Origin of the sequence: Faecalibacterium sp. I4-3-84 (genome assembly GCF_023347255.1) — a bacterium.
Lineage (GTDB): Bacteria > Bacillota > Clostridia > Oscillospirales > Ruminococcaceae > Faecalibacterium > Faecalibacterium taiwanense.
Genome location: NZ_CP094466.1, coordinates 3,089,363 through 3,106,817, shown reverse-complemented (window position 1 = coordinate 3,106,817; position 17,455 = coordinate 3,089,363). Strand labels below are relative to the sequence as shown.

General features: G+C 56.4%; 20 protein-coding genes. 3 read left to right on the top strand and 17 right to left on the bottom strand.

Translation table 11 applies throughout. The features are described from left to right. Positions 1-82: 82 nt before the first annotated feature. From MTP41_RS15495 to MTP41_RS15485, 3 genes are all read left to right on the top strand, one after another. On the top strand, positions 83-1,402 hold the full coding sequence (locus MTP41_RS15495; RefSeq protein WP_249235909.1) for a glutamine synthetase family protein: 1,320 nt from the start codon (positions 83-85) through the stop codon (positions 1,400-1,402). Between the two features lie 41 nt (positions 1,403-1,443). After that, positions 1,444-2,022: an ANTAR domain-containing response regulator gene (locus tag MTP41_RS15490; RefSeq protein WP_097774941.1), complete on the top strand. Its 579-nt coding sequence runs from the start codon at positions 1,444-1,446 to the stop codon at positions 2,020-2,022. Between the two features lie 138 nt (positions 2,023-2,160). Continuing rightward, positions 2,161-3,804 carry a CTP synthase gene (locus tag MTP41_RS15485; RefSeq protein ID WP_249235908.1) on the top strand — a complete coding sequence of 548 codons (1,644 nt, stop codon included), beginning with the start codon at positions 2,161-2,163 and terminating at the stop codon, positions 3,802-3,804. Positions 3,805-3,848: 44 nt separating this feature from the next. Here MTP41_RS15485 and MTP41_RS15480 read toward each other — a convergent pair whose 3' ends face one another. The 17 genes from MTP41_RS15480 to MTP41_RS15400 all read right to left on the bottom strand — a co-directional run bounded on the left by MTP41_RS15480 (position 3,849) and on the right by MTP41_RS15400 (position 17,448). Beyond that, positions 3,849-5,720: a sensor domain-containing diguanylate cyclase gene (locus MTP41_RS15480; RefSeq protein ID WP_249235907.1), complete on the bottom strand. Its 1,872-nt coding sequence runs from the start codon at positions 5,718-5,720 to the stop codon at positions 3,849-3,851. Between the two features lie 388 nt (positions 5,721-6,108). After that, positions 6,109-7,353 (bottom strand): glycerate kinase type-2 family protein, encoded by a 1,245-nt coding sequence (locus MTP41_RS15475; RefSeq protein WP_249235906.1) that lies wholly within the window; start codon positions 7,351-7,353, stop codon positions 6,109-6,111. 103 nt (positions 7,354-7,456) lie between these two features. Then, positions 7,457-9,577: a ribonuclease R gene (gene rnr / locus MTP41_RS15470; RefSeq protein ID WP_097777866.1), complete on the bottom strand. Its 2,121-nt coding sequence runs from the start codon at positions 9,575-9,577 to the stop codon at positions 7,457-7,459. Positions 9,578-9,743: 166 nt separating this feature from the next. Further along, positions 9,744-9,995, bottom strand: coding sequence for a preprotein translocase subunit SecG (gene secG / locus MTP41_RS15465; RefSeq protein ID WP_005937305.1), 252 nt, complete (start codon positions 9,993-9,995; stop codon positions 9,744-9,746). Between the two features lie 255 nt (positions 9,996-10,250). Then, positions 10,251-11,303, bottom strand: coding sequence for an IS30 family transposase (locus MTP41_RS15460; RefSeq protein ID WP_249235905.1), 1,053 nt, complete (start codon positions 11,301-11,303; stop codon positions 10,251-10,253). A 185-nt stretch (positions 11,304-11,488) separates the two neighbouring features. Next, positions 11,489-11,806 (bottom strand): hypothetical protein, encoded by a 318-nt coding sequence (locus tag MTP41_RS15455; protein ID WP_015564800.1) that lies wholly within the window; start codon positions 11,804-11,806, stop codon positions 11,489-11,491. Next, positions 11,799-12,194: a hypothetical protein gene (locus tag MTP41_RS15450; RefSeq protein ID WP_015564799.1), complete on the bottom strand. Its 396-nt coding sequence runs from the start codon at positions 12,192-12,194 to the stop codon at positions 11,799-11,801. The genes MTP41_RS15455 and MTP41_RS15450 overlap by 8 nt, the downstream gene beginning before the upstream one ends. An 18-nt stretch (positions 12,195-12,212) precedes the next feature. Further along, a complete protein-coding gene (locus MTP41_RS15445; RefSeq protein ID WP_015564798.1) occupies positions 12,213-12,626 on the bottom strand; it encodes a YcbK family protein in 414 nt (137 codons plus the stop codon). Beyond that, positions 12,616-12,789 (bottom strand): hypothetical protein, encoded by a 174-nt coding sequence (locus MTP41_RS15440; RefSeq protein ID WP_249235904.1) that lies wholly within the window; start codon positions 12,787-12,789, stop codon positions 12,616-12,618. The genes MTP41_RS15445 and MTP41_RS15440 overlap by 11 nt, the downstream gene beginning before the upstream one ends. Next, on the bottom strand, positions 12,779-12,946 hold the full coding sequence (locus tag MTP41_RS15435) for an XkdX family protein (RefSeq protein ID WP_249235903.1): 168 nt from the start codon (positions 12,944-12,946) through the stop codon (positions 12,779-12,781). The genes MTP41_RS15440 and MTP41_RS15435 overlap by 11 nt, the downstream gene beginning before the upstream one ends. A gap of 12 nt (positions 12,947-12,958) precedes the next feature. After that, positions 12,959-13,162, bottom strand: coding sequence for a hypothetical protein (locus MTP41_RS15430; protein WP_015564795.1), 204 nt, complete (start codon positions 13,160-13,162; stop codon positions 12,959-12,961). 14 nt (positions 13,163-13,176) lie between these two features. After that, the gene (locus MTP41_RS15425; protein WP_249235902.1) at positions 13,177-14,436 is read right to left on the bottom strand and encodes a DUF6273 domain-containing protein; all 1,260 of its coding nucleotides are present in this window, start codon (positions 14,434-14,436) and stop codon (positions 13,177-13,179) included. A gap of 20 nt (positions 14,437-14,456) precedes the next feature. Next, complete coding sequence (locus tag MTP41_RS15420) at positions 14,457-15,686, bottom strand: reverse transcriptase/maturase family protein (RefSeq protein WP_129872790.1); 1,230 nt, start codon at positions 15,684-15,686, stop codon at positions 14,457-14,459. 154 nt (positions 15,687-15,840) lie between these two features. Then, positions 15,841-15,960, bottom strand: a complete 120-nt coding sequence (locus tag MTP41_RS15415) for a DUF6273 domain-containing protein (RefSeq protein WP_249236577.1) — start codon at positions 15,958-15,960, stop codon at positions 15,841-15,843. 49 nt (positions 15,961-16,009) lie between these two features. Continuing rightward, the gene (locus tag MTP41_RS15410; RefSeq protein WP_249235901.1) at positions 16,010-16,609 is read right to left on the bottom strand and encodes a hypothetical protein; all 600 of its coding nucleotides are present in this window, start codon (positions 16,607-16,609) and stop codon (positions 16,010-16,012) included. Positions 16,610-16,611: 2 nt separating this feature from the next. Next, positions 16,612-16,998: a hypothetical protein gene (locus MTP41_RS15405; RefSeq protein ID WP_249235900.1), complete on the bottom strand. Its 387-nt coding sequence runs from the start codon at positions 16,996-16,998 to the stop codon at positions 16,612-16,614. Continuing rightward, positions 16,999-17,448: a hypothetical protein gene (locus tag MTP41_RS15400; RefSeq protein ID WP_249235899.1), complete on the bottom strand. Its 450-nt coding sequence runs from the start codon at positions 17,446-17,448 to the stop codon at positions 16,999-17,001. Positions 17,449-17,455: the final 7 nt, after the last annotated feature.

Sequence of the window (17,455 nt, the reverse complement as noted above, 5' to 3'; positions counted from 1 at the left end):
TCCTATTTCTTACACCAGCCTAAAGACCTGCTCCCATTCTGAGGGCAGGCCTTTAGGCGTTTTATTTGAAAGGGAAACCATTATGAGCTATTCGACCCAACAGGACGTCCTTGATTTTGTGGAGGACAACAACGTCAAATTTGTGCGCTTTGCCTTCTGCGATATCTTTGGTACTCAGAAGAACATTGCCGTGCTGGCAAACGATCTGCCCAAAGCTCTGGAAGACGGTGTCTGCTTCGACGGCAGCTCCATTGCCGGCTTCATGAAGGTGGAGGAAAGCGACCTTGTGCTGCGGCCGGATCTTTCCACCGTGACCATTCTCCCCTGGCGGCCCACCGAGGGCCGGGTGATGCAGTTTTTCTGTGATGTGGAAAAGCCGGACGGCCAGCCCTTTGGCGGCAACTGCCGCGGCTTTCTGCGCAGCGTGAACCGAAAATTCAAAAAGCTGGGCATCACCTGCAATGTGGGCGCAGAGTGTGAGTTCTACCTGTTCGAGAATGATGACCGGGGCCGCCCCACCCGTATCCCCATCGACTTTGGCGGCTACTTTGACGTGGCCCCGCTGGACGCAGGCGAGAACCTCCGCCGGGACATCTGCCTGACCATGGAGCAGATGGGCATGAGCCCTCAGCACAGCCATCACGAAAGCGGCAACGGCCAGAACGAGATCGACTGCCACCACGCAGGCCCCCTCAAGACCGCCGACAACGTGATGATGTTCAAGCAGATCGTGCGCGCCATTGCCACCCGCAGCGGCATCCATGCAAGCTTCCTGCCCAAGCCCCTGCCGGATCAGGCAGGCAGCGGCCTGCACATCAACCTGTCCCTTTACATGGATGGCCGCAACCTGTTTGAGGGCGACATTGCCCCGGACAGCATTGCAGGCAGCTTTATGGCCGGTGTGCTGGCCCACAGCCGGGAGCTGACCGCGTTCACCAACCCTCTGCCCAACAGCTATCAGCGCTTTGGCTGCGATGAAGCGCCCCGCTATGTGAGCTGGAGCCGCCAGAACCGCAGCCAGCTGGTGCGCATCCCGCAGGTAAAGGGCGACAACTGCCGCATGGAGCTGCGCAGCCCGGACCCTGCCTGCAACCCCTATCTGGCCATTGGTCTGGTTCTGTCTGCCGGATTGGACGGCATCGAGAACCGCATGGTGCTCTCTGCCCCCGTGAACAAGAATCTGTTCGACCCCTCTATGGCTGAGGGCCTCAGCCTTGAGACTCTGCCCGCCAGTCTGGAAGAGGCCGTGCAGGCTGCGGAGGAGAGCGAATTTTTGCGCAGAGTGCTGCCCGAGCAGCTTGCCAGCCGCTACTTTACGGAAGAACTGAAGCGCTGCGAAGCACTGAAACACGCGTCCGACCCTGTTGAGTACGAGCGTACCCATTACTTCAACGCCATCTGACCCCTGCAAAAGAGTGTGTGTAGGAGAAAGGAGCGAAGGAAATGGGACGTGCACTGATCGTAAGTGCCGGTGCAAGCTCCAACGAGTATATCGCTGCACGGCTGACCGAAATGGGCTACAGCCGCCCGGTGATCATTCCCAGCGGGGCCGAAGCCCGGCGGCGCATGACGGAATCGGATTTTGAGCTGATCGTGGTCAACTCTCCCCTGCCCGATGAATTCGGGCATGAGGTGTGCATCAATGCTGTGGAAAAAACAGATGCCGGTGTAGTGTTTCTGGTCAAGGCCGCACAGGCTGAGCAGCTTTTGGGGCCTTTGAGCGAGCAGGGGGTATTGCTGCTGTCAAAGCCCTTCAGCACCGCCTTTTTTGTGCAGGCCATGCACATGGCGGCGGCGGGCAACCACCGCCTGCTGCGTGCCCGGCAGGAGAACGCCCGCTTACAGGAAAAGATCGCACAGGTGCGGCTGGTCAGCCGGGCAAAATGCTGCCTTGTGGAGCACGAGCACATGACCGAAGCCGAGGCACACCGCTACATAGAAAAACAGGCCATGGATACCCGTCGTGACCGCACAGAAATTGCACAGGAAGTCCTTGAAAATTATGAGGACATAGGTGTATAATATTGGATTGGGAAAAGTATCCTTGCTTTCACCGGCTCATTTTGGGAGAGGCTGAGAGCAAGGCCGTTCACCTGAAAGAATTCACAAAGGTTTATAAGGGAAAGAATTCAGAAAAGCAAAAATAGAGGAGGAAATTCTATGGCAGAGAAACAAACCAAATTCATCTTTGTCACCGGCGGTGTCGTCTCCGGCCTTGGCAAGGGCATCACAGCCGCATCGCTGGGCCGTCTGCTCAAGTGCCGCGGTCTGAAGGTGGCCAGCCAGAAGCTGGACCCCTATGTGAATGTGGATCCCGGCACCATGAGCCCGCTGCAGCACGGTGAGGTGTTCGTGACCGACGATGGCACTGAGACCGATCTGGATCTGGGCCACTACGAGCGCTTTATCGACGAGAATCTGAACAAATACTCCAACCTGACCACCGGCAAGGTGTACTGGAACGTACTGAACAAGGAACGTCAGGGTGCATATCTGGGCCAGACCGTGCAGATCATTCCCCACATCACCAACGAGATCAAGAGCTACATCTACAATCTGGCCTCTTCCACCGAGGCTGACGTGGTCATTACCGAGATCGGCGGCACGACCGGTGATATTGAAAGCCAGCCCTTCCTCGAGGCCATCCGTCAGGTGGGTCTGGAGCAGGGCCGCGACAACTGCTGCTACATTCATGTGGTGCTGGTGCCTTACATTTCCGGCTCGGACGAATACAAATCCAAGCCCGCACAGCACTCTGTGAAAGAGCTGCAGGGCATGGGCGTGAACCCGGACATCATCATCCTGCGCGCAGACGGCAGTGTGGGCGGCGACATCCGCCGCAAGATCAGCACTTTCTGCAATGTGAAGCCGGAGTGTGTGATCGAGAACCTGACCATGCCCAGCCTGTACCAGTGCCCGCTGATGCTGCACACCGGTGGTCTGGACGAGGTAGTGGTGCAGAAGCTTAAGCTGGATGTGCCCGCTGCCGACCTGACCGAGTGGAAGCAGGTGGTCAGCCGCATTGCCACCCGCAGCAAGACCTGCAGCATTGCGCTGGTGGGCAAATACGTCAAGCTGCACGACGCTTACCTCTCCGTGATGGAGAGCCTGTACCACGCCGGCTTTGAGAACGACAGTCAGGTGGAGATCCGCTGGGTGGAGAGCGAGGACCTGACCGATCAGGCCGCCTGCAAGGAAGCCTTTGCAGATGTGGACGGCATCATCGTACCCGGCGGCTTTGGCGACCGCGGCATTGAGGGCATGATCCAGGCTGCACAGTATGCCCGCGAGAACCATGTTCCCTACTTTGGCATCTGCCTTGGCATGCAGATCATGGTGATGGAGTTTGCCCGGGGCGTTTTGGGCTACAAGGATGCAAATTCCAGCGAATTCACCCCGGATGGCAAGCATAATGTGATTGCCCTGATGGCCGACCAGCAGGGCAACATTCCCAAGGGCGGCACCATGCGTCTGGGTAAATACCCCTGCAAGGTGATGCCCGGCACCAAGATGGCCGAGTGCTACGGCGAGACCGAGATCTGGGAGCGCCACCGCCACCGCTACGAGTTCAACAACGAGTTCCGTCAGGAGATGCAGGACGCCGGTCTTGTCATTTCCGGCACCAGCCCCGACGGTCGTCTGGTAGAGACTGTAGAGCTGCCCGGCCGTGACTTCCATTTGGGCGCACAGTTCCACCCGGAGTTCAAGAGCCGTCCCAACCGTGCTCACCCGCTGTTCAAGGCATTCATTGCTGCGGCACTCAAGTTCCGCGCCAGCGAGCAGCGCAGCCTGCTGCACATGTAAACCATAAAAATAAGGTGCTGTCTGTGCGGACAGCACCTTATTTTTTACCCATATAATCCCTGATCCTGCAGGGCGTGGCTCTTTTGCTTGTGCTTATACATCCGCTGGTCAGCCAGACGGGTGATCTTGTCTGTATCCGTGCCTTCTTCCGGGTAAAGGGCAAAGCCGCAGCTGGTGCCGATCGTCAGAAGACTGCCTGCAACATGATAGGGTGCTGCAACAGTCTTACAGATAAGCTCGACCTTGCGGTGGGCCTCTTCCGGGGACATTGCGCCAATGGTCAGCAGGGCAAATTCATCGCCGCCCATGCGAAACGCATAATCTTGATTGCGGATGCAGCTTTGCAGGCGCTTTGCCACCGCCTGCAGCAGCTTGTCGCCCACCTCGTGTCCATAGGTATCGTTGACTGACTTGAAACGATCCAGATCCAGATAGAACAGCACAAACGCCTGTTCCTGGTGGACCAGTGCACGGGTCACAGCATCAAAATAGCGCTTGTTCAGCAGGCCGGTCAGGCCGTCCGTGTTGGCAAGTTCCTGCAGAATGTGCTGGCCGCTCATATCCTGCGAGATCATTATGATCTGGGTCAGACGGCCATTCTGCCAGCCGACAGGCACCACCGTCATCATCAAAAAGCTTTTGCGGTCACGGGTGGCATATTCGAACTTGATGCTGTCCTTTTCCTCTTTGAGCTTTGCACGCAGGTTTTCCGGTGCAAGCATCTGCACGAGCTTTGCGTTCTCGCCGTCGGTCAGGATCGCATACTGCCGGGACAGCCAGCTGAGCAGATCCAGATAGCTGCCCTCGGTCGGGTACAGCTCCTTTCCCCTGCGCTCGTGGTATTCATAGCGGTCATTTTCCAGATCACACACCACAAACCGGTCCACGATGCGGGCCATCCCGTGGAACATCTGTTCCGTAAGTTCCTTGCGGCGCTGTAGCTCTATCCGTTCCGCTTCCGCTTTTTCTTTTCGCGTTTTTTCCTTATCATAGAAGATCTTTCCGATACCGCCCAAGATCATCAGAGACAGCACTGCCAGCAGTGCAATGGTAAACATTTGCACCTGGCGCATTCCCGCGTCCATCACATTGGTGGGCACAATGCCGATGATGGCCCAGTCTTTTACACCTACCGGCTGGTATACCATATAGTAGCGCTTGCGGTTGAAGGTATAGCTCACACTGCCTTTGTACTGCAGCGGCAGGTTCTTGCGCATCTCGTCAAAATACGGCTGGTCGGCCTTGACGTTTGCTTCCAGATAGTCGAACAGGTTGGTCATCTGCTCCGGGATCTCGCTCTTCGGCTCGGTGGAAAGCACGATATTGCCATTGGAGCGAACAATGTAGCAATCGCTCTGTCCCTCATAAGCCAAGCCGCCCAGCATGTTTTCCAGTACGGAGTTATCGTAGCAGATCGCCAGCGAGGTATAGGTAACGCTATCCATCGTGACAGGCTCGATCTGCTGGGCAAACATGACCTTGCGCACACCCTTACTGGAAATGTAGCTGGTCACGATAGGGCCGTCCATAGTGTATACTTCTTCCAGCGCAGACTGCATATGCGGGGCATCTCCCCGTCTGCCGCTGACCGTCCAGAACTGACCATCCGCGTTGAACAGGGCCACCTCGCTGTACTGCCAGTTGGCTTTTTCGTTCACATATCTGCGCCACTTTACCTCGGTATTCGTTTCCTCTGCCAGCTGCGCAAGATCATCAGACCAGATCTCAAGGATGTTCCAGTTGCGCTGCACAAACATGGTAAAGGTCTTGCTTACCTGCCCATAGGTGGAAAGCAGATTTTGCGTGCTCTCGTGGTGGATCTGTCGCTGGGTATAGCGGCTGTATGCCACAATACTGAGCAGCATTACCAGAACAAGCCCTGCCCCAAGAAGGATATTCTTCCTCCGCTGTTTCATAAGCTGTTCCCTCTACTTTTCTTATATCTTCCCAGAGAAATTATACCATTTCCGAAAAATGGGTGTCAATGCACGAAATGGTCGATTCACGTCTGAAAACGGTCGATTCGCGCACAGAGCGGCCTTCCGCCGCCTTTGGAGCCTTCTTGTTCTGCCGAGTACTTTCCGCATTTCCCGCTGGCAATTGCCTGCATGCTGTTCAAGGTTCCGCTACGCATTGGCTTCTTCCTGCGCCCCTATGAGGAATCCGCGTGGGCCGTCTTTTACCGGGACATCACCGCCCCGTCTGCTGCACCGGAGGAAAATTTCTAAAAAGTCCATTCCCTGTATCACACAAAAAGCCACCGGGAGCTTTCCGCTTTTGCAGAGAACTCCCGGTGGCTTTGTTCTATCCTTGATTTCCGATCAGCACCACGGCCACATCGTTGACATTCGTGCCGGTCGCGCCGGTGATGATCAGCCCATCCACCGCCTTGAGGGCATGGTAGGCATCGTTGTTCTGCAGCACATCGTACACCTTCAGCTGGTTCTGCGCCAGTGCCGCGGCCGTGCTGCCGTCCACATAGCCGCCCGCAGCATCGGTTGGGCCATCGGTGCCATCGCTGCCCACCGAAAAGACCGCTGCGTCCAGCCCGGCGATCACCGGTGCTGCAGCAAGGGCCAGCTCCTGATTGCGCCCGCCCAGACCTGTTCCGGTCAGATGGACGACCGTCTCACCGCCTGCAAGAAAGGCCAGCTTTTTGCCCTGCCCCGCGTGGGTGCTGGCTATGGAACCAAGGAAGCTGCCAGCCTCCCGCGCTTCACAGCAGAGCCTGTCGGTCAAGATCACCGGCTCATAGCCCAGCTCCCGGCAGGCGTTGGCTGCTGCGCTGCACAGCTCCCGCACGCTGCCGGTGATCTGCGTGGCAACACGGTCCAGCACCTTTGGAGTCTCCTGTGCCAGCAGAGCCTTGGCCTGTGCCGAAAGCTGCAGGTGATATTTTTCCGCAATGGCAAGGGCCTGTGCACAGGTGGAGGTATCCGGCACTGCCGGGCCGCTGGCGATCATATCCAGCGGGTCGCCCAGAATATCGCTGAGCACGATGCTGAACACCTGCGCGGGCGCACAGCTCTGTGCAAACCGCCCGCCCTTGACCCCGGACAGGCGCTTGCGAATGGTGTTCATCTCCACGATATCGGCACCGCTGGCAAGCAGCTGGCCCGTGATCTGCTGCAGCTCTGCGCCGGGGATCAGCGGCTTCTCAAACAGTGCACTGCCTCCGCCGGACAGCAGAAACAGCACCGTATCCTCTGCCGTTAAGCCCTGCACCAGTTCCAGCGCTTTCCGGGTGGCGGCAAAGCCATTCTCATCCGGCACGGGGTGCCCGGCTTCACAGCAGTCCACGCCGGGGATCGTGCCCTTCACGTGGCCGTATTTAGTCACGACCACACCGCCATCCACCCGGCCAAGAAATTTCACCGCCGCATGGGCCATCTGCCATGCTGCCTTACCGGCAGCCACCAGCAGCACCCTGCCGCCCTGCGGCCGAAAATTTTTCAGCGCGCGGCGCACCGCTTCGTCCGGCAGAACAGCGTTCAGGCTGGCACGGATGATGGCATCTGCATCTCTGCGCAGTGTTTCGTTTTTCAGCATGTCGTTCTCCCCTTTTCCATCGCTTCTTGTCCGCGGACAAAAAACACCTGTACAGTCTCTTCCTATGCAGGAAAACGCCGTACAGGTGTTCTGATCTTTTTGCTTACTTTGCGCTTGCCGGAGCAACCTCAAAGTCGATCTTGCCCAGGTTCACATCCGCACGCACAATGGTGATCATCATGGTGTCGCCCAGACTCCAGTTCTTGCCGGAGACGGGGTCGGACAGGCGGATGCCCTCGGTGAGCATGGTACCGGAGGGGGTCAGGCTGGAAGCCGGCACAAAGCCCTCCACGCCGTTCTCCAACTCGATGAACAGGCCGCGCTGGGTCACGCCGGAAATGCGGCCCTCGTAGCACTCGCCCAGATGGCGGCGGGCATACTCGGCCTTGTAGCAGTCCTCAGCCTTGCGCTCGATCTGCATTGCAATGATCTCGCGCTCACTGGACTGCTTGCTTGCCTTCTCGGCAAAGTCGCTGTAGCGCAGCACCATGGTATCCTTATCCATGCCCTTGAGCTGGGCGGTCATGATGCGATGGATGGCCAGATCCGGATAGCGGCGGATGGGGCTGGTGAAGTGAGCGTAGTCCTTCAGCACCAGACCGTAGTGGCCCTTGGGTTTTTCCTCATACACAGCCTTGGACATGCAGCGCAGCATACCGGTATTGATGATCTGCTCATACGGGCCGCCGCGCACACCTTCCAGAATGGCGCTCAGCTCCTTGGGGGTGGGCACATCCTTGGCAAAGTGATCGTTGATGCCGCAGGCCTGCAGCAGAGTGTGCAGACGCTCCAGCTTTTCAGCATTGGGTTCCTCGTGCACACGGTACACGAAGGGGATCTGCTTCACGCGGGCAAAGTGGGCAGCGCACTGGTTGGCCAGCAGCATGAACTCTTCGATCATAGCTTCGCTCTCGCCGGAGGTGCGCTTTTTCACATCGATGCAGTGGCCGTCCTCGTCGAGGATCAGCTTCACCTCGCCGCTCTCGATATCCATGCAGCCGCGCTCCTTGCGCAGGCGGGCACGGTGGCCGTACAGTTCCTTCATGGCGGGCAGCTGGCTGAGCACTTCATGGTACTTGCCCTTCAGCTCGTCGTCAGCACTGCCGGCCAGCAAGGCGTTGATCTCGGAGTAAACACCCTTGACGCGGCTGCGGATGACCGACTTGACAAAGCGGTAATCGATCAGGTTGCCATCCTTATCCAGATGCATCAGGCAGGAGAAGGCCAGACGCAGCACGCCCTCATTCAGGCTGCAGATGCCGTTGGAAAGCTGCTTGGGCAGCATGGGCACCACCTGATCGGCATAGTAGACGCTGGTTGCGCGGTTAAACGCTTCGTTGTCCAGTTCGCTGCCGGGCTTGACATAGTTGGAAACATCTGCAATGTGGACACCCAGCTCAAAACCGCCCTCCGGGGTCTTGGTCAGGCTGATGGCATCATCGATATCCTTGGTCTCAGCACTGTCAATGGTGAAGATGGGCAGGGCACGCAGATCCATGCGGCCCTCGGTGTCCTTTTCAGAGACCTCAGCGTTCTCCAGCTTCTTGGCTTCCTCACGAACCTTATCCGGGAAGCGGCTGCGGATATCCTGCGCATAGAGCAGGGCCTTTGCGCAGCGCTTTGCTTCGTCCGAGCTGCCAAACCGCATGGCAACGCCCACGCGGTGATCTTCCTGCCGATTGCCGCGCTGCAGGATCTCCACGGCCACCTTGTCGCCGTCCTTTGCACCGCCCTCGCAATCACGCATCATCTGCATGGAGATGGCCGGGCAGTCGTCCGGCACGAACTTCAGGCGGCCATCAATGCGGCGGGCAGTGCCCACCAGATCGTTCTTTTCTTCCAGAATGGCCAGGATCTCGCCTTCATCGCTGCCCTCCACACGGGGGTGCTCAAACTTTTCTACAAGCACCATGTCGCCGGGCATGGCACCGCGGGTAAAACGGCCCGGGATAAAGATATCGCTGGTGCCGTCCTCCAGCATGACAAAGGCAAAATTCTTGCCCAGTTTTACCACCTTGCACAGCAGAGCCTTGTCTGCACGGCCAGAGCGCACCGTAAAGAACACGCCCTGACGCTGGCAGATGACCGCCTCGTGCACCAGCTGATCCACAGCCTCCATCACCTTGCGGTCCGAGCCGCGGTCCCCGCCGAATTTGGATTTGAGGTCTTTGACGGTGCACGGCTGATTCTGGATCGCGTGCTCAATTTTATCGCGCATTGCCATAATATTTTTTCTCCTTGCTCTTCCATGGCCGCAGCCTCCAACGTGCCGCAGCGCTGCCAATCGTGGGCCAGCTGCCCCACCCTGCCCAGCGGTCAGACTGCCGCCGACATCCTATCATAACACAGAAAAACAGCCCCGTCCTTTACACGGGGCTGCACGAACCTTGTCAACCTGCCAGACGGCCTGCAAACAGACATGCCAGAATGGCAACCACAAAGAAAACAATGCCTGCAATGCGGGTGGTCTTGGCCAGCATCTGATCAGCCGGGGTCAAACGGGCATTGTTTGCGCCGCCCATACTGCCGTTGATGGCACCGGAAAGGCCCTGACCATGGGTGTGCTGCATGAGAGTGAGGAAAACGATGACGAGCGAAGCGATCAGCAGGATCACACCGCCAACAATTTCGATAACAGACATGGATTGAAACGCTCCTTTATTTTAATTCAATAAAAACTACGCAGAAATACAAATATATAGTAGCATAACAAGCGCAAAAAAGCAAGCAGAAACCGTGCGTTTTTATGCCAGTGAAAAGTAAAGCATTAAATGCAACAAATTTTCGGCCTTATTTTTGTGGATTTTAGCGTAAAGCAAACAGGCCGTCAAGTTTTCTTCGCTTGCAGCCGCCCTCTATTGTTCGATTTTACCAACGGTTTTCTGCTTTCGTGTTGCTTATGCTGTCAGACCAAGCTCCCGTAGGCATTCGCGGAACATTGTGCCGGCGCTCTTATAGCCGAAAATTTTTCTGGGATAGCTGTTGATCCAGTTCTCCGTAGCCGCGATTTCCTCTGCCGTGACCTTTGAGAAGTCTGTGCCTTTCGGGTGCCTGCGGCGAATCATGCCGTTCACATTCTCATTGCTCCCGCGTTCCCAAGAAGAATACGGATGACAATAGTACACCTTCGTCCGCTTATCCCCGGTGATGCAGGACTGTTCCAGCTGATCGGCCAATGCAAACTCACTGCCGTTGTCCACCGTGATGCTCTTATAAATGATGCCAAACTTCTCTGCGCCCAACTTCCGTTCCAGCGCATTGATTGCCTGCACGGTCGTCTCTGCACGGCGATCCGGCACCATTATAATATTTTCGTTCCGGGTTTTGCGCTCGGTCAGCACCAGCAGTGCAACCGTACTTTTCTTCTTGCCGGAATACACCGTGTCCATTTCCCAGTGTCCAAATTCTTCACGGTCTTTTACTTCCGCCGGGCGTTTTTCGATACTCTCGCCAGCCGGCGCACGGGCAGGATTCTTTGTTTTGACCTTTTTATAGTCGCCCTTATGCACGCCATGTCTGGGCAGAGCCTTTTGTGTCAGATTCAGGAACACACCCTTTTTGATGTAGCTATATATGGTAGGCACCGATATATGCGTTTTGAATGTCCGTCCTTCTTCCATGGCATAACCATACACCGCAGCCGGTGAGCAGTCCTTATCTATAATGGTCTGTTCGATATAGCTTGCAAGCTCATGATCCTTGCCGATTTTAAGGTTTGGCCCCTTTTCCCGAAGATGTGCCTGATACCTTTGCTCTGCAATGTCCGGGCTGTATGTAGGAATCAGCTTCCACGTCTTACCGTCCAGCTTGTCATAACTGCCGCGCTTCAATTCCCGGTACACCGTGGACGGGTCCACCCGCAGCCTGTCTGCGATTTCCTTTACTCTCAGCCCATCTTTCAACCACTTTTCGATACGGATTCGGTCTGTAAGCGTAAGCTGTTTGAACACTCGCTCGCCGTTTTCCTCCTTCCGACTATGGCGTTTATTTTCGTTTTAAGCGTAAATTATACGGTGTACCGTTGTCAATTCGCAAACTTTCCACACTTTGCACATTTCCTTTGTGCAAAACTCCCAGACAAACAAAAAATGCCCCGCCAGCAATCCATCAGGATGCCAGCGGGGCATTGCTTTACTTAGTGGAGATACCTTGCCAATTCAGATGCAACAAAGCCTGCGATCACTGCCGCAATGACTGCCCACCAGAGTTTGTTTCCAAATACTCCGGGGGCTTTTTCCAGTGCGGTCAAGCGGTCGTCCTGCTTCTTGTTCTGTGCCGTCACAACTTCAAGGCTCCGGTTTGTGGTTTCGAGTTGCTGGATGGTCAACTTGATATTGGTGTTCATGCCGTTTACTGCATCGGTCAGCTTCCCCAGCTCGTCCAGCCGGTGGGTGTTGCTCTGTGCACGGTTTTCGACCGCTGTCAGGCGATGTTCCAGTTCCTCGTCAGTCATTACGCTTGTTCTCCCCCACGTTACCGAAATGGGCCACAGTAGTGGTTTCTGCGGATTTCTTTGCCATGTAATCTTCGAGCTTCTTCTTGGTAAAGTCGAACACAAGTTGCACGATCCAATCCAGCGTCCGCTCATTGATTGCCCAGTCCAGCCAGTCCGGGGTGTACCCACGCAGTACGGCAATGACATGGGCTTTCTTTTCTGCACCCGCGCCACTGCCGAACTTTTCCTCTGCGTTGACGATCCACTTGTACACAGTCTTTGCGACCACAAGGCCGTAGCCCAGACGTACCGCCGCCAGCGCCGTGACCACAAGGCCGACCATCATGAAGATACAGGCCAGCCATTCAGGGAATGCCATCAGAAAAACTTTCAGAATGTTCTCCATTTTGTTTTCCTCCTACTCTTAACCCACCCAACGGCTCTTTACCGCACGGGTGTCGATGTGTACCCAGCCAGCAGGACGACCAGTTTTTACCGGGTAACGTCCGATGCCGCCGGTGTTTTTCAGCAGCGTTTCGGCGTAGGTCGCGAGCGTTTCCACGTCCACGCCCTGAATCCGAATATCTGCCGCCATACCGTAGCAATGCTGACTGTACGTTGCGCCCTTGACCGCCTTGTTATGGGCGGCAGTGCGATATGCGCTGGTGATCGTAACAGCCTTTCCAAAGTGATTCCGGATGTTCTGCAACAGTTTCACCAACACATCATCAATAAAGATGGGGTCAGTCCCATCCTTGCAGCGAAACTCTTTCACGGCAAAATTTGCGGACAGTTTCTTGTTACCATCCTTTGCCAGTGAATAGGCTTTAATCGCCATTGTCGTTTTCTCCTTTCTGGCTCAATGCCATTTTGCAGCCGCTCGACCCGCACTCAGCCACCAGCACGGCAAATTCGCCGCGCTCTGCGGTCGTGTCCGCACCACTGGTTTCCAGCCTGTCCAGCAGGCTTTCGCACAGATCGGGCCAGCTTTTATGCTGCATAGTCTTCGCCCGTGATGTTCTTGTAGTCCTCGGCGGTGATCTCGCCCTTGTTTACGCGCGCGGCCAGAACTTTCTTCACGCCTGCACGGCGGGATGCGGGCATCTCTGCCCAAGTCTTAGTGCCTGCAATCAGGCGGTTTGCCCAGATAATGTTCATGGTGATACCTCCTTATTCCTTGTTCAGCGCTGCGTCCAGCTCACACAGCGCGGTTTCGATGTCGGTCAAGCGCTTCTCGTTGGCCGCGTCCTGTTCGCACAGGGCATCTTCCATTTCAGCCACACGGTCGGGCAACTGTTCGTGCTCCTGCTGCTTCTTGGCTGCGGCTTCCTTCTCCTGCCGGGTGGGCAGATTGTCCTTTTTCCACTGAATCATGGTGACTGTCCTCCTTACTGGAATGCGCCGGAGACGGCTTCGATGTAGCCGCCCTCGCCGGATTCGCCGCGCTCCACGCTGACGCGGAAGTTAAACGCCGCGCCGTTGGTGGCGGTCTTATTCTCAAAGACAATGTTCACGCCTTTTTTTACCTCGGTCGTGGCATCCTGCCAGACCGGGGAGCTGTCGAGTGCGTTGTTGGTCACTTCGGCTTTGAACTTCGCATCATCGGGGATGGAGCCGGTCACCTGAAGCACGGCAACGGTAATGTCGCCCTCAACGGCCAACGGTTCAGCCAGCGTCACGCTTGCGGCGTGGACGGCCTTGGTAAAGGTCGCGGACGTGCTGACGGTTTCCTTGCCGTCGCTCACCTCAACGGTGATGGTGTGGTTGCCGTTCAGGATTTTCTGGAATCCGGCAGCGCTGGCCGTCTGCTCAAAGGTCAGGGCCGTGCCGCTGGCAACGCCGGTGCGGGTCTTGGCGGTCTTTCCGTCCAGCTTTTCGGTGACGGTCAAGGTGTCGCCGTCGGCATCCCTGACGATGTACTTCCACGCAAAGGCCGCGTTCTTCCGCCCCAGAGCTGCGCCGTCCGTGCTGACGGTAGGTGCAGTGTTGACACTGACCGTGCCGTCGTCAGAGACCACGAGTGTAGAGGGAAGAATGAAAGCGGGGCGAACACCACAGGAGTAGTGGTACCAGCTGTTGTAGTAGGAGCCATCCGAACCGACGCCCCAGACGAAGTTGGTGTTGCCGGTGTCCGGAGAGCGCAGCCACCAGACGGCAGCGCTGCTGCCGTTGTAGGCAACACGCTTGCTGTTGCCGCCAGAGCTGTTGCCAAAGTACGCCAGCCGAACACCATCCTTGGGGAAATAGCCGTTGTCGCTGGTCGTCCAGCCAACCTCATAACCAGACAGCAGGAATACTTTCGTGCTCAGGCCATTGGAGCCGGTGGCAAGGCTGCCGCCGGAACCAGTGCCGTTCTGGTACGGGATTTTCACCTGCTTAATAGCTGCCCGGATGTTGCTGTCGATGAGGTTGTAGAATGTTCCGTTCAGGTGGGTGTGGATGCTGGAATCCTTGTAGGAGTTATTGTTGCCGAACGTGGACGTGGTGTAGATGTCCTTCATCAGCAGCCACGTTCCATTGCAACTCGAATCATAGGTGCCGGTATTCGGATTGCCCTGCTGCACGACAATAAAATCTTTGGACGCGCCGTTGACCTTGATTTTGACAATGCTGCCAACGGCTTTTGTGCCCAGTTTTACGTTTGCCATTGTTACCTCCTTGTTTTCGTTCAGGCCCACGGCATGATCTCCGCGGGCCGCGTGTTCTGCGATACAGAGAGGGACAGGGCTTTGTGCTGCTTCTTGTAGATGCAGCGGCATTGCCTCGCCCGCCGTCTGTCACGCGCGAGTTTGTTCGAGTTGATTTTCCGATGGATAGGGATTTTACAGTCAAGCAATTTTTCGAGCCGGTCAGCGTACTTGCGGCGTAAAGAGTAAGTATCACCATGGGCGGCATGGGCATCCCACGCATCAAAGCTCCGCAGGATTTCCTGCTTGGTCACTTCGCCTGCGGGGTATGCCGTCTCCCAATATCTGATCTTGTTCTTCATCCGCTTGGAGCTATCCCGGCGCAGCTTTTGGATGACCGCGCCGGTGTCGGTCAGGTAGCTATGGAATCCCAGAAAATCAATACCGTTCCGCAGCGGGAAAATGGCGGTTTTCTGGTTCAGCTCAAGGCCGTAACTGTCCATGAGCGCCCGAACATCCCGGAGAATGCACTGCAATTTCTTCTTGTCCGAACAGATGATGTAGAAATCATCCATGTATCGGCCATAGTATTTGATGCGGTACTTTTCTTTGATGATGTGGTCGAACTCGTCCAAAAACATGAGGGCGAAAAGCTGGCTCGTCTGGTAGCCCAGCGGCAAGCCGTCCTCCATCACGTCGATGTAGATGCAAAGCAGCTCATAGACACGCGGGTCAACGCCGCGCTTGTCCAGCACGGCTTTGAGCTTGCGTTTTAGCTTCCGGTGGTCGATGCTGGCGAAGAAATGCCGCACGTCGCCTTTCAGCACCCAGCCGTCCGCGCCGTGGCCCTCACGGCGGTAATAGTCCACCATGTGGGTTTTCAGGCGCATCAGGCCGTCGTCTGTGCCTTTTCCGGTCTGGCTGGCGTGGCTGTCCCGGATAAAGCTCTTTGTCAGGGCATCATACAGGATGTTATCGACCAGAGCGTGCAGCACCACCTTGTCCACAAACGCCGGGGCGTGTACCATGCGGCGCTTCGGCTCGTAGACGGCAAAGACCTCAAACTTACTTGGCACATAGCATATCTGCTGCCGGATATCGCCGCCCGGCTGGCGTACATCGCGCACGGCCAGCTTGCGGGACAGCTTTTCCGTGCAGGCCAGCGCCTGCGCTTCGTACTCGATTGTTTTGCTTTTACTGCGCTTTCCCTTCCGGGCTTCAAGGTAGGCTTTGTAAAGTACCTCAAAGCTGCACAGTTCTTCGTATGTCAAAATGACCCTCCGCTGGTTCGCGTTACGGTAGTGGGCTGCATCCGGCAGGGATGGCCCGCCTCAGCGGGATGTATTTATCACTTGCCTGCATCGGCAAGCGACGGGATATAGCCTCCTTTGATGGGCGCACTACTTTCAGCCGGGCTTACTCGTTTCACGGTTCCATCAGAGCGGGGCGAACACCATAGGAGTTGTTGTACCAGTTGTTGTTGTTGGAGCCATCCGAATTGACGTTCCAGACGTTGTTGGTGTTGTTGGTGTTCGGAGAGCGCAGCCACCAGACGGCAGCGTCAGAAAATAAGCTATACCCCTATGCAAAGCGGTCAGCCGCTTGCTTTTTCTTCTTCCGGGTCAGGCGGTGCGAGGGCGGCCCTCAGGGCTTTTACAAGCATGTAAAGCCGTTTCTTTTCTTCCGCCTGCCGGAGGGACTCGGCACGTTCGCGTTCCGACGTCAGCCACTTCATAGCCGGGTATTTCACATCCGTTACCTTTTTCGTCCAGATTCCGGATTTCTTCACGCTGATAATGCCGTCTTCTGTGCAAAGTTGCAGATATTGCAGCATCAAAGAGCAGCCATCAATGACGTCACCGATTTTCTCAAGGCGCTTGTCATAGTCGGTCTGGAAATTGACGTTGTTCGCCGCGTGTGCATCCAGCAGGATTTGCCGGGCAGTCAGCCGGATGCCCTCACCGTACAGACGGAAAGTGCTTTTGGAAAAGCCCTCCCTGTCCCGTGTGTCGAGTGCATGGACGGCAGTGCCGCACACCTTCTGGATGTCGCGCACATCTTCGAGCGCCGCGACTTTCTGGATGATCTTCCGGGCATCGCTCCGGCTGATGTCGTCGGTGACAATGCGGGTTGCCCTCTGGGTGTACCGCAGCAGCTCCCGCGCATTCGCGCCGACCTTGAACGTTTCAGCCATCGTCAGAACTCCACCCTCGCCTGTTCTGCGTTCCACACGCCAGTGACGGTCAGACCGTCAAGGCTGCTGAACGTGGCGGAAAAAGGATTTTTCGTCACGTTCGTGCCGAACTTCAGCTCAATGGCCTTGATGCTGGCGTTCATAGCTGCCACACTGGCACGGATGTCGCTGTGGGCGTTCTCCGCACCGTTGTGGTTGTCAACGGCCGCGCTGATGCGCTGGTCGGTTTCAGCCTTGGTGTATGCGTCCACCGCCGGACGCTGCGATTCGGTCAAATGGCCGTCAGCATCCAGCGTGGCAATGCCGCCCGGCACGCCGATCTGGTTAGTGCGGACAACATCTTCATCCGGCGCCTTGCCGGGGCCTGCGTTAAAAGAACCGTATGCCATTTAGGTTCCTCCTTCCTGTGCAGCCGTGTATTTCACGGTGCTTGTAATGTGATACTGTGCAGAAATTTTCTCGGTCGGAGCTTTGGCGGCCCTCAGCCGCAGCTTTCCTTCGAGGCTTTCGGTCGCAATAAAACCCACCGCACCCGCCACATCGTAAAATTCCGGCAGTACCGTAACATCCACAATGTCGGTAGCCAACAGGCCCGCAATGGGGATGTCACAATAAAAATAGCCGGGGGAGGAATCATCCTCGCCCCAGCCATCGACCGGAATCGTAAAAGACACCGCAGCCGTGACATCCTGCTTTTCATGCAGGATGTCATCGGTTTCCTCGAATCCGTTTGCCGTTGCTTCGGAAAGGTCTCCGAGTGCGGTGTTGCACTGCTTGATGTGGCTGCAAAGCGCGGCAAGCCCTGTGCCCAAAAGCGTTTTGACCTTCGCTTTTGCCATAGAGCTT

What these genes read in the sequence shown, in the direction of transcription:
- MTP41_RS15495 (WP_249235909.1), top strand. Translation starts at nt 83, where the DNA reads ATGAGCTATTCGACCCAACAGGACGTCCTTGATTTTGTGGAGGACAAC.
- MTP41_RS15490 (WP_097774941.1), top strand. Translation starts at nt 1,444, where the DNA reads ATGGGACGTGCACTGATCGTAAGTGCCGGTGCAAGCTCCAACGAGTAT.
- MTP41_RS15485 (WP_249235908.1), top strand. Translation starts at nt 2,161, where the DNA reads ATGGCAGAGAAACAAACCAAATTCATCTTTGTCACCGGCGGTGTCGTC.
- MTP41_RS15480 (WP_249235907.1), bottom strand. Translation starts at nt 5,720, where the DNA reads ATGAAACAGCGGAGGAAGAATATCCTTCTTGGGGCAGGGCTTGTTCTG.
- MTP41_RS15475 (WP_249235906.1), bottom strand. Translation starts at nt 7,353, where the DNA reads ATGCTGAAAAACGAAACACTGCGCAGAGATGCAGATGCCATCATCCGT.
- rnr (WP_097777866.1), bottom strand. Translation starts at nt 9,577, where the DNA reads ATGGCAATGCGCGATAAAATTGAGCACGCGATCCAGAATCAGCCGTGC.
- secG (WP_005937305.1), bottom strand. Translation starts at nt 9,995, where the DNA reads ATGTCTGTTATCGAAATTGTTGGCGGTGTGATCCTGCTGATCGCTTCG.
- MTP41_RS15455 (WP_015564800.1), bottom strand. Translation starts at nt 11,806, where the DNA reads ATGACTGACGAGGAACTGGAACATCGCCTGACAGCGGTCGAAAACCGT.
- MTP41_RS15450 (WP_015564799.1), bottom strand. Translation starts at nt 12,194, where the DNA reads ATGGAGAACATTCTGAAAGTTTTTCTGATGGCATTCCCTGAATGGCTG.
- MTP41_RS15445 (WP_015564798.1), bottom strand. Translation starts at nt 12,626, where the DNA reads ATGGCGATTAAAGCCTATTCACTGGCAAAGGATGGTAACAAGAAACTG.
- MTP41_RS15440 (WP_249235904.1), bottom strand. Translation starts at nt 12,789, where the DNA reads ATGCAGCATAAAAGCTGGCCCGATCTGTGCGAAAGCCTGCTGGACAGG.
- MTP41_RS15435 (WP_249235903.1), bottom strand. Translation starts at nt 12,946, where the DNA reads ATGAACATTATCTGGGCAAACCGCCTGATTGCAGGCACTAAGACTTGG.
- MTP41_RS15430 (WP_015564795.1), bottom strand. Translation starts at nt 13,162, where the DNA reads ATGATTCAGTGGAAAAAGGACAATCTGCCCACCCGGCAGGAGAAGGAA.
- MTP41_RS15425 (WP_249235902.1), bottom strand. Translation starts at nt 14,436, where the DNA reads ATGGCAAACGTAAAACTGGGCACAAAAGCCGTTGGCAGCATTGTCAAA.
- MTP41_RS15410 (WP_249235901.1), bottom strand. Translation starts at nt 16,609, where the DNA reads ATGGCTGAAACGTTCAAGGTCGGCGCGAATGCGCGGGAGCTGCTGCGG.
- MTP41_RS15405 (WP_249235900.1), bottom strand. Translation starts at nt 16,998, where the DNA reads ATGGCATACGGTTCTTTTAACGCAGGCCCCGGCAAGGCGCCGGATGAA.
- MTP41_RS15400 (WP_249235899.1), bottom strand. Translation starts at nt 17,448, where the DNA reads ATGGCAAAAGCGAAGGTCAAAACGCTTTTGGGCACAGGGCTTGCCGCG.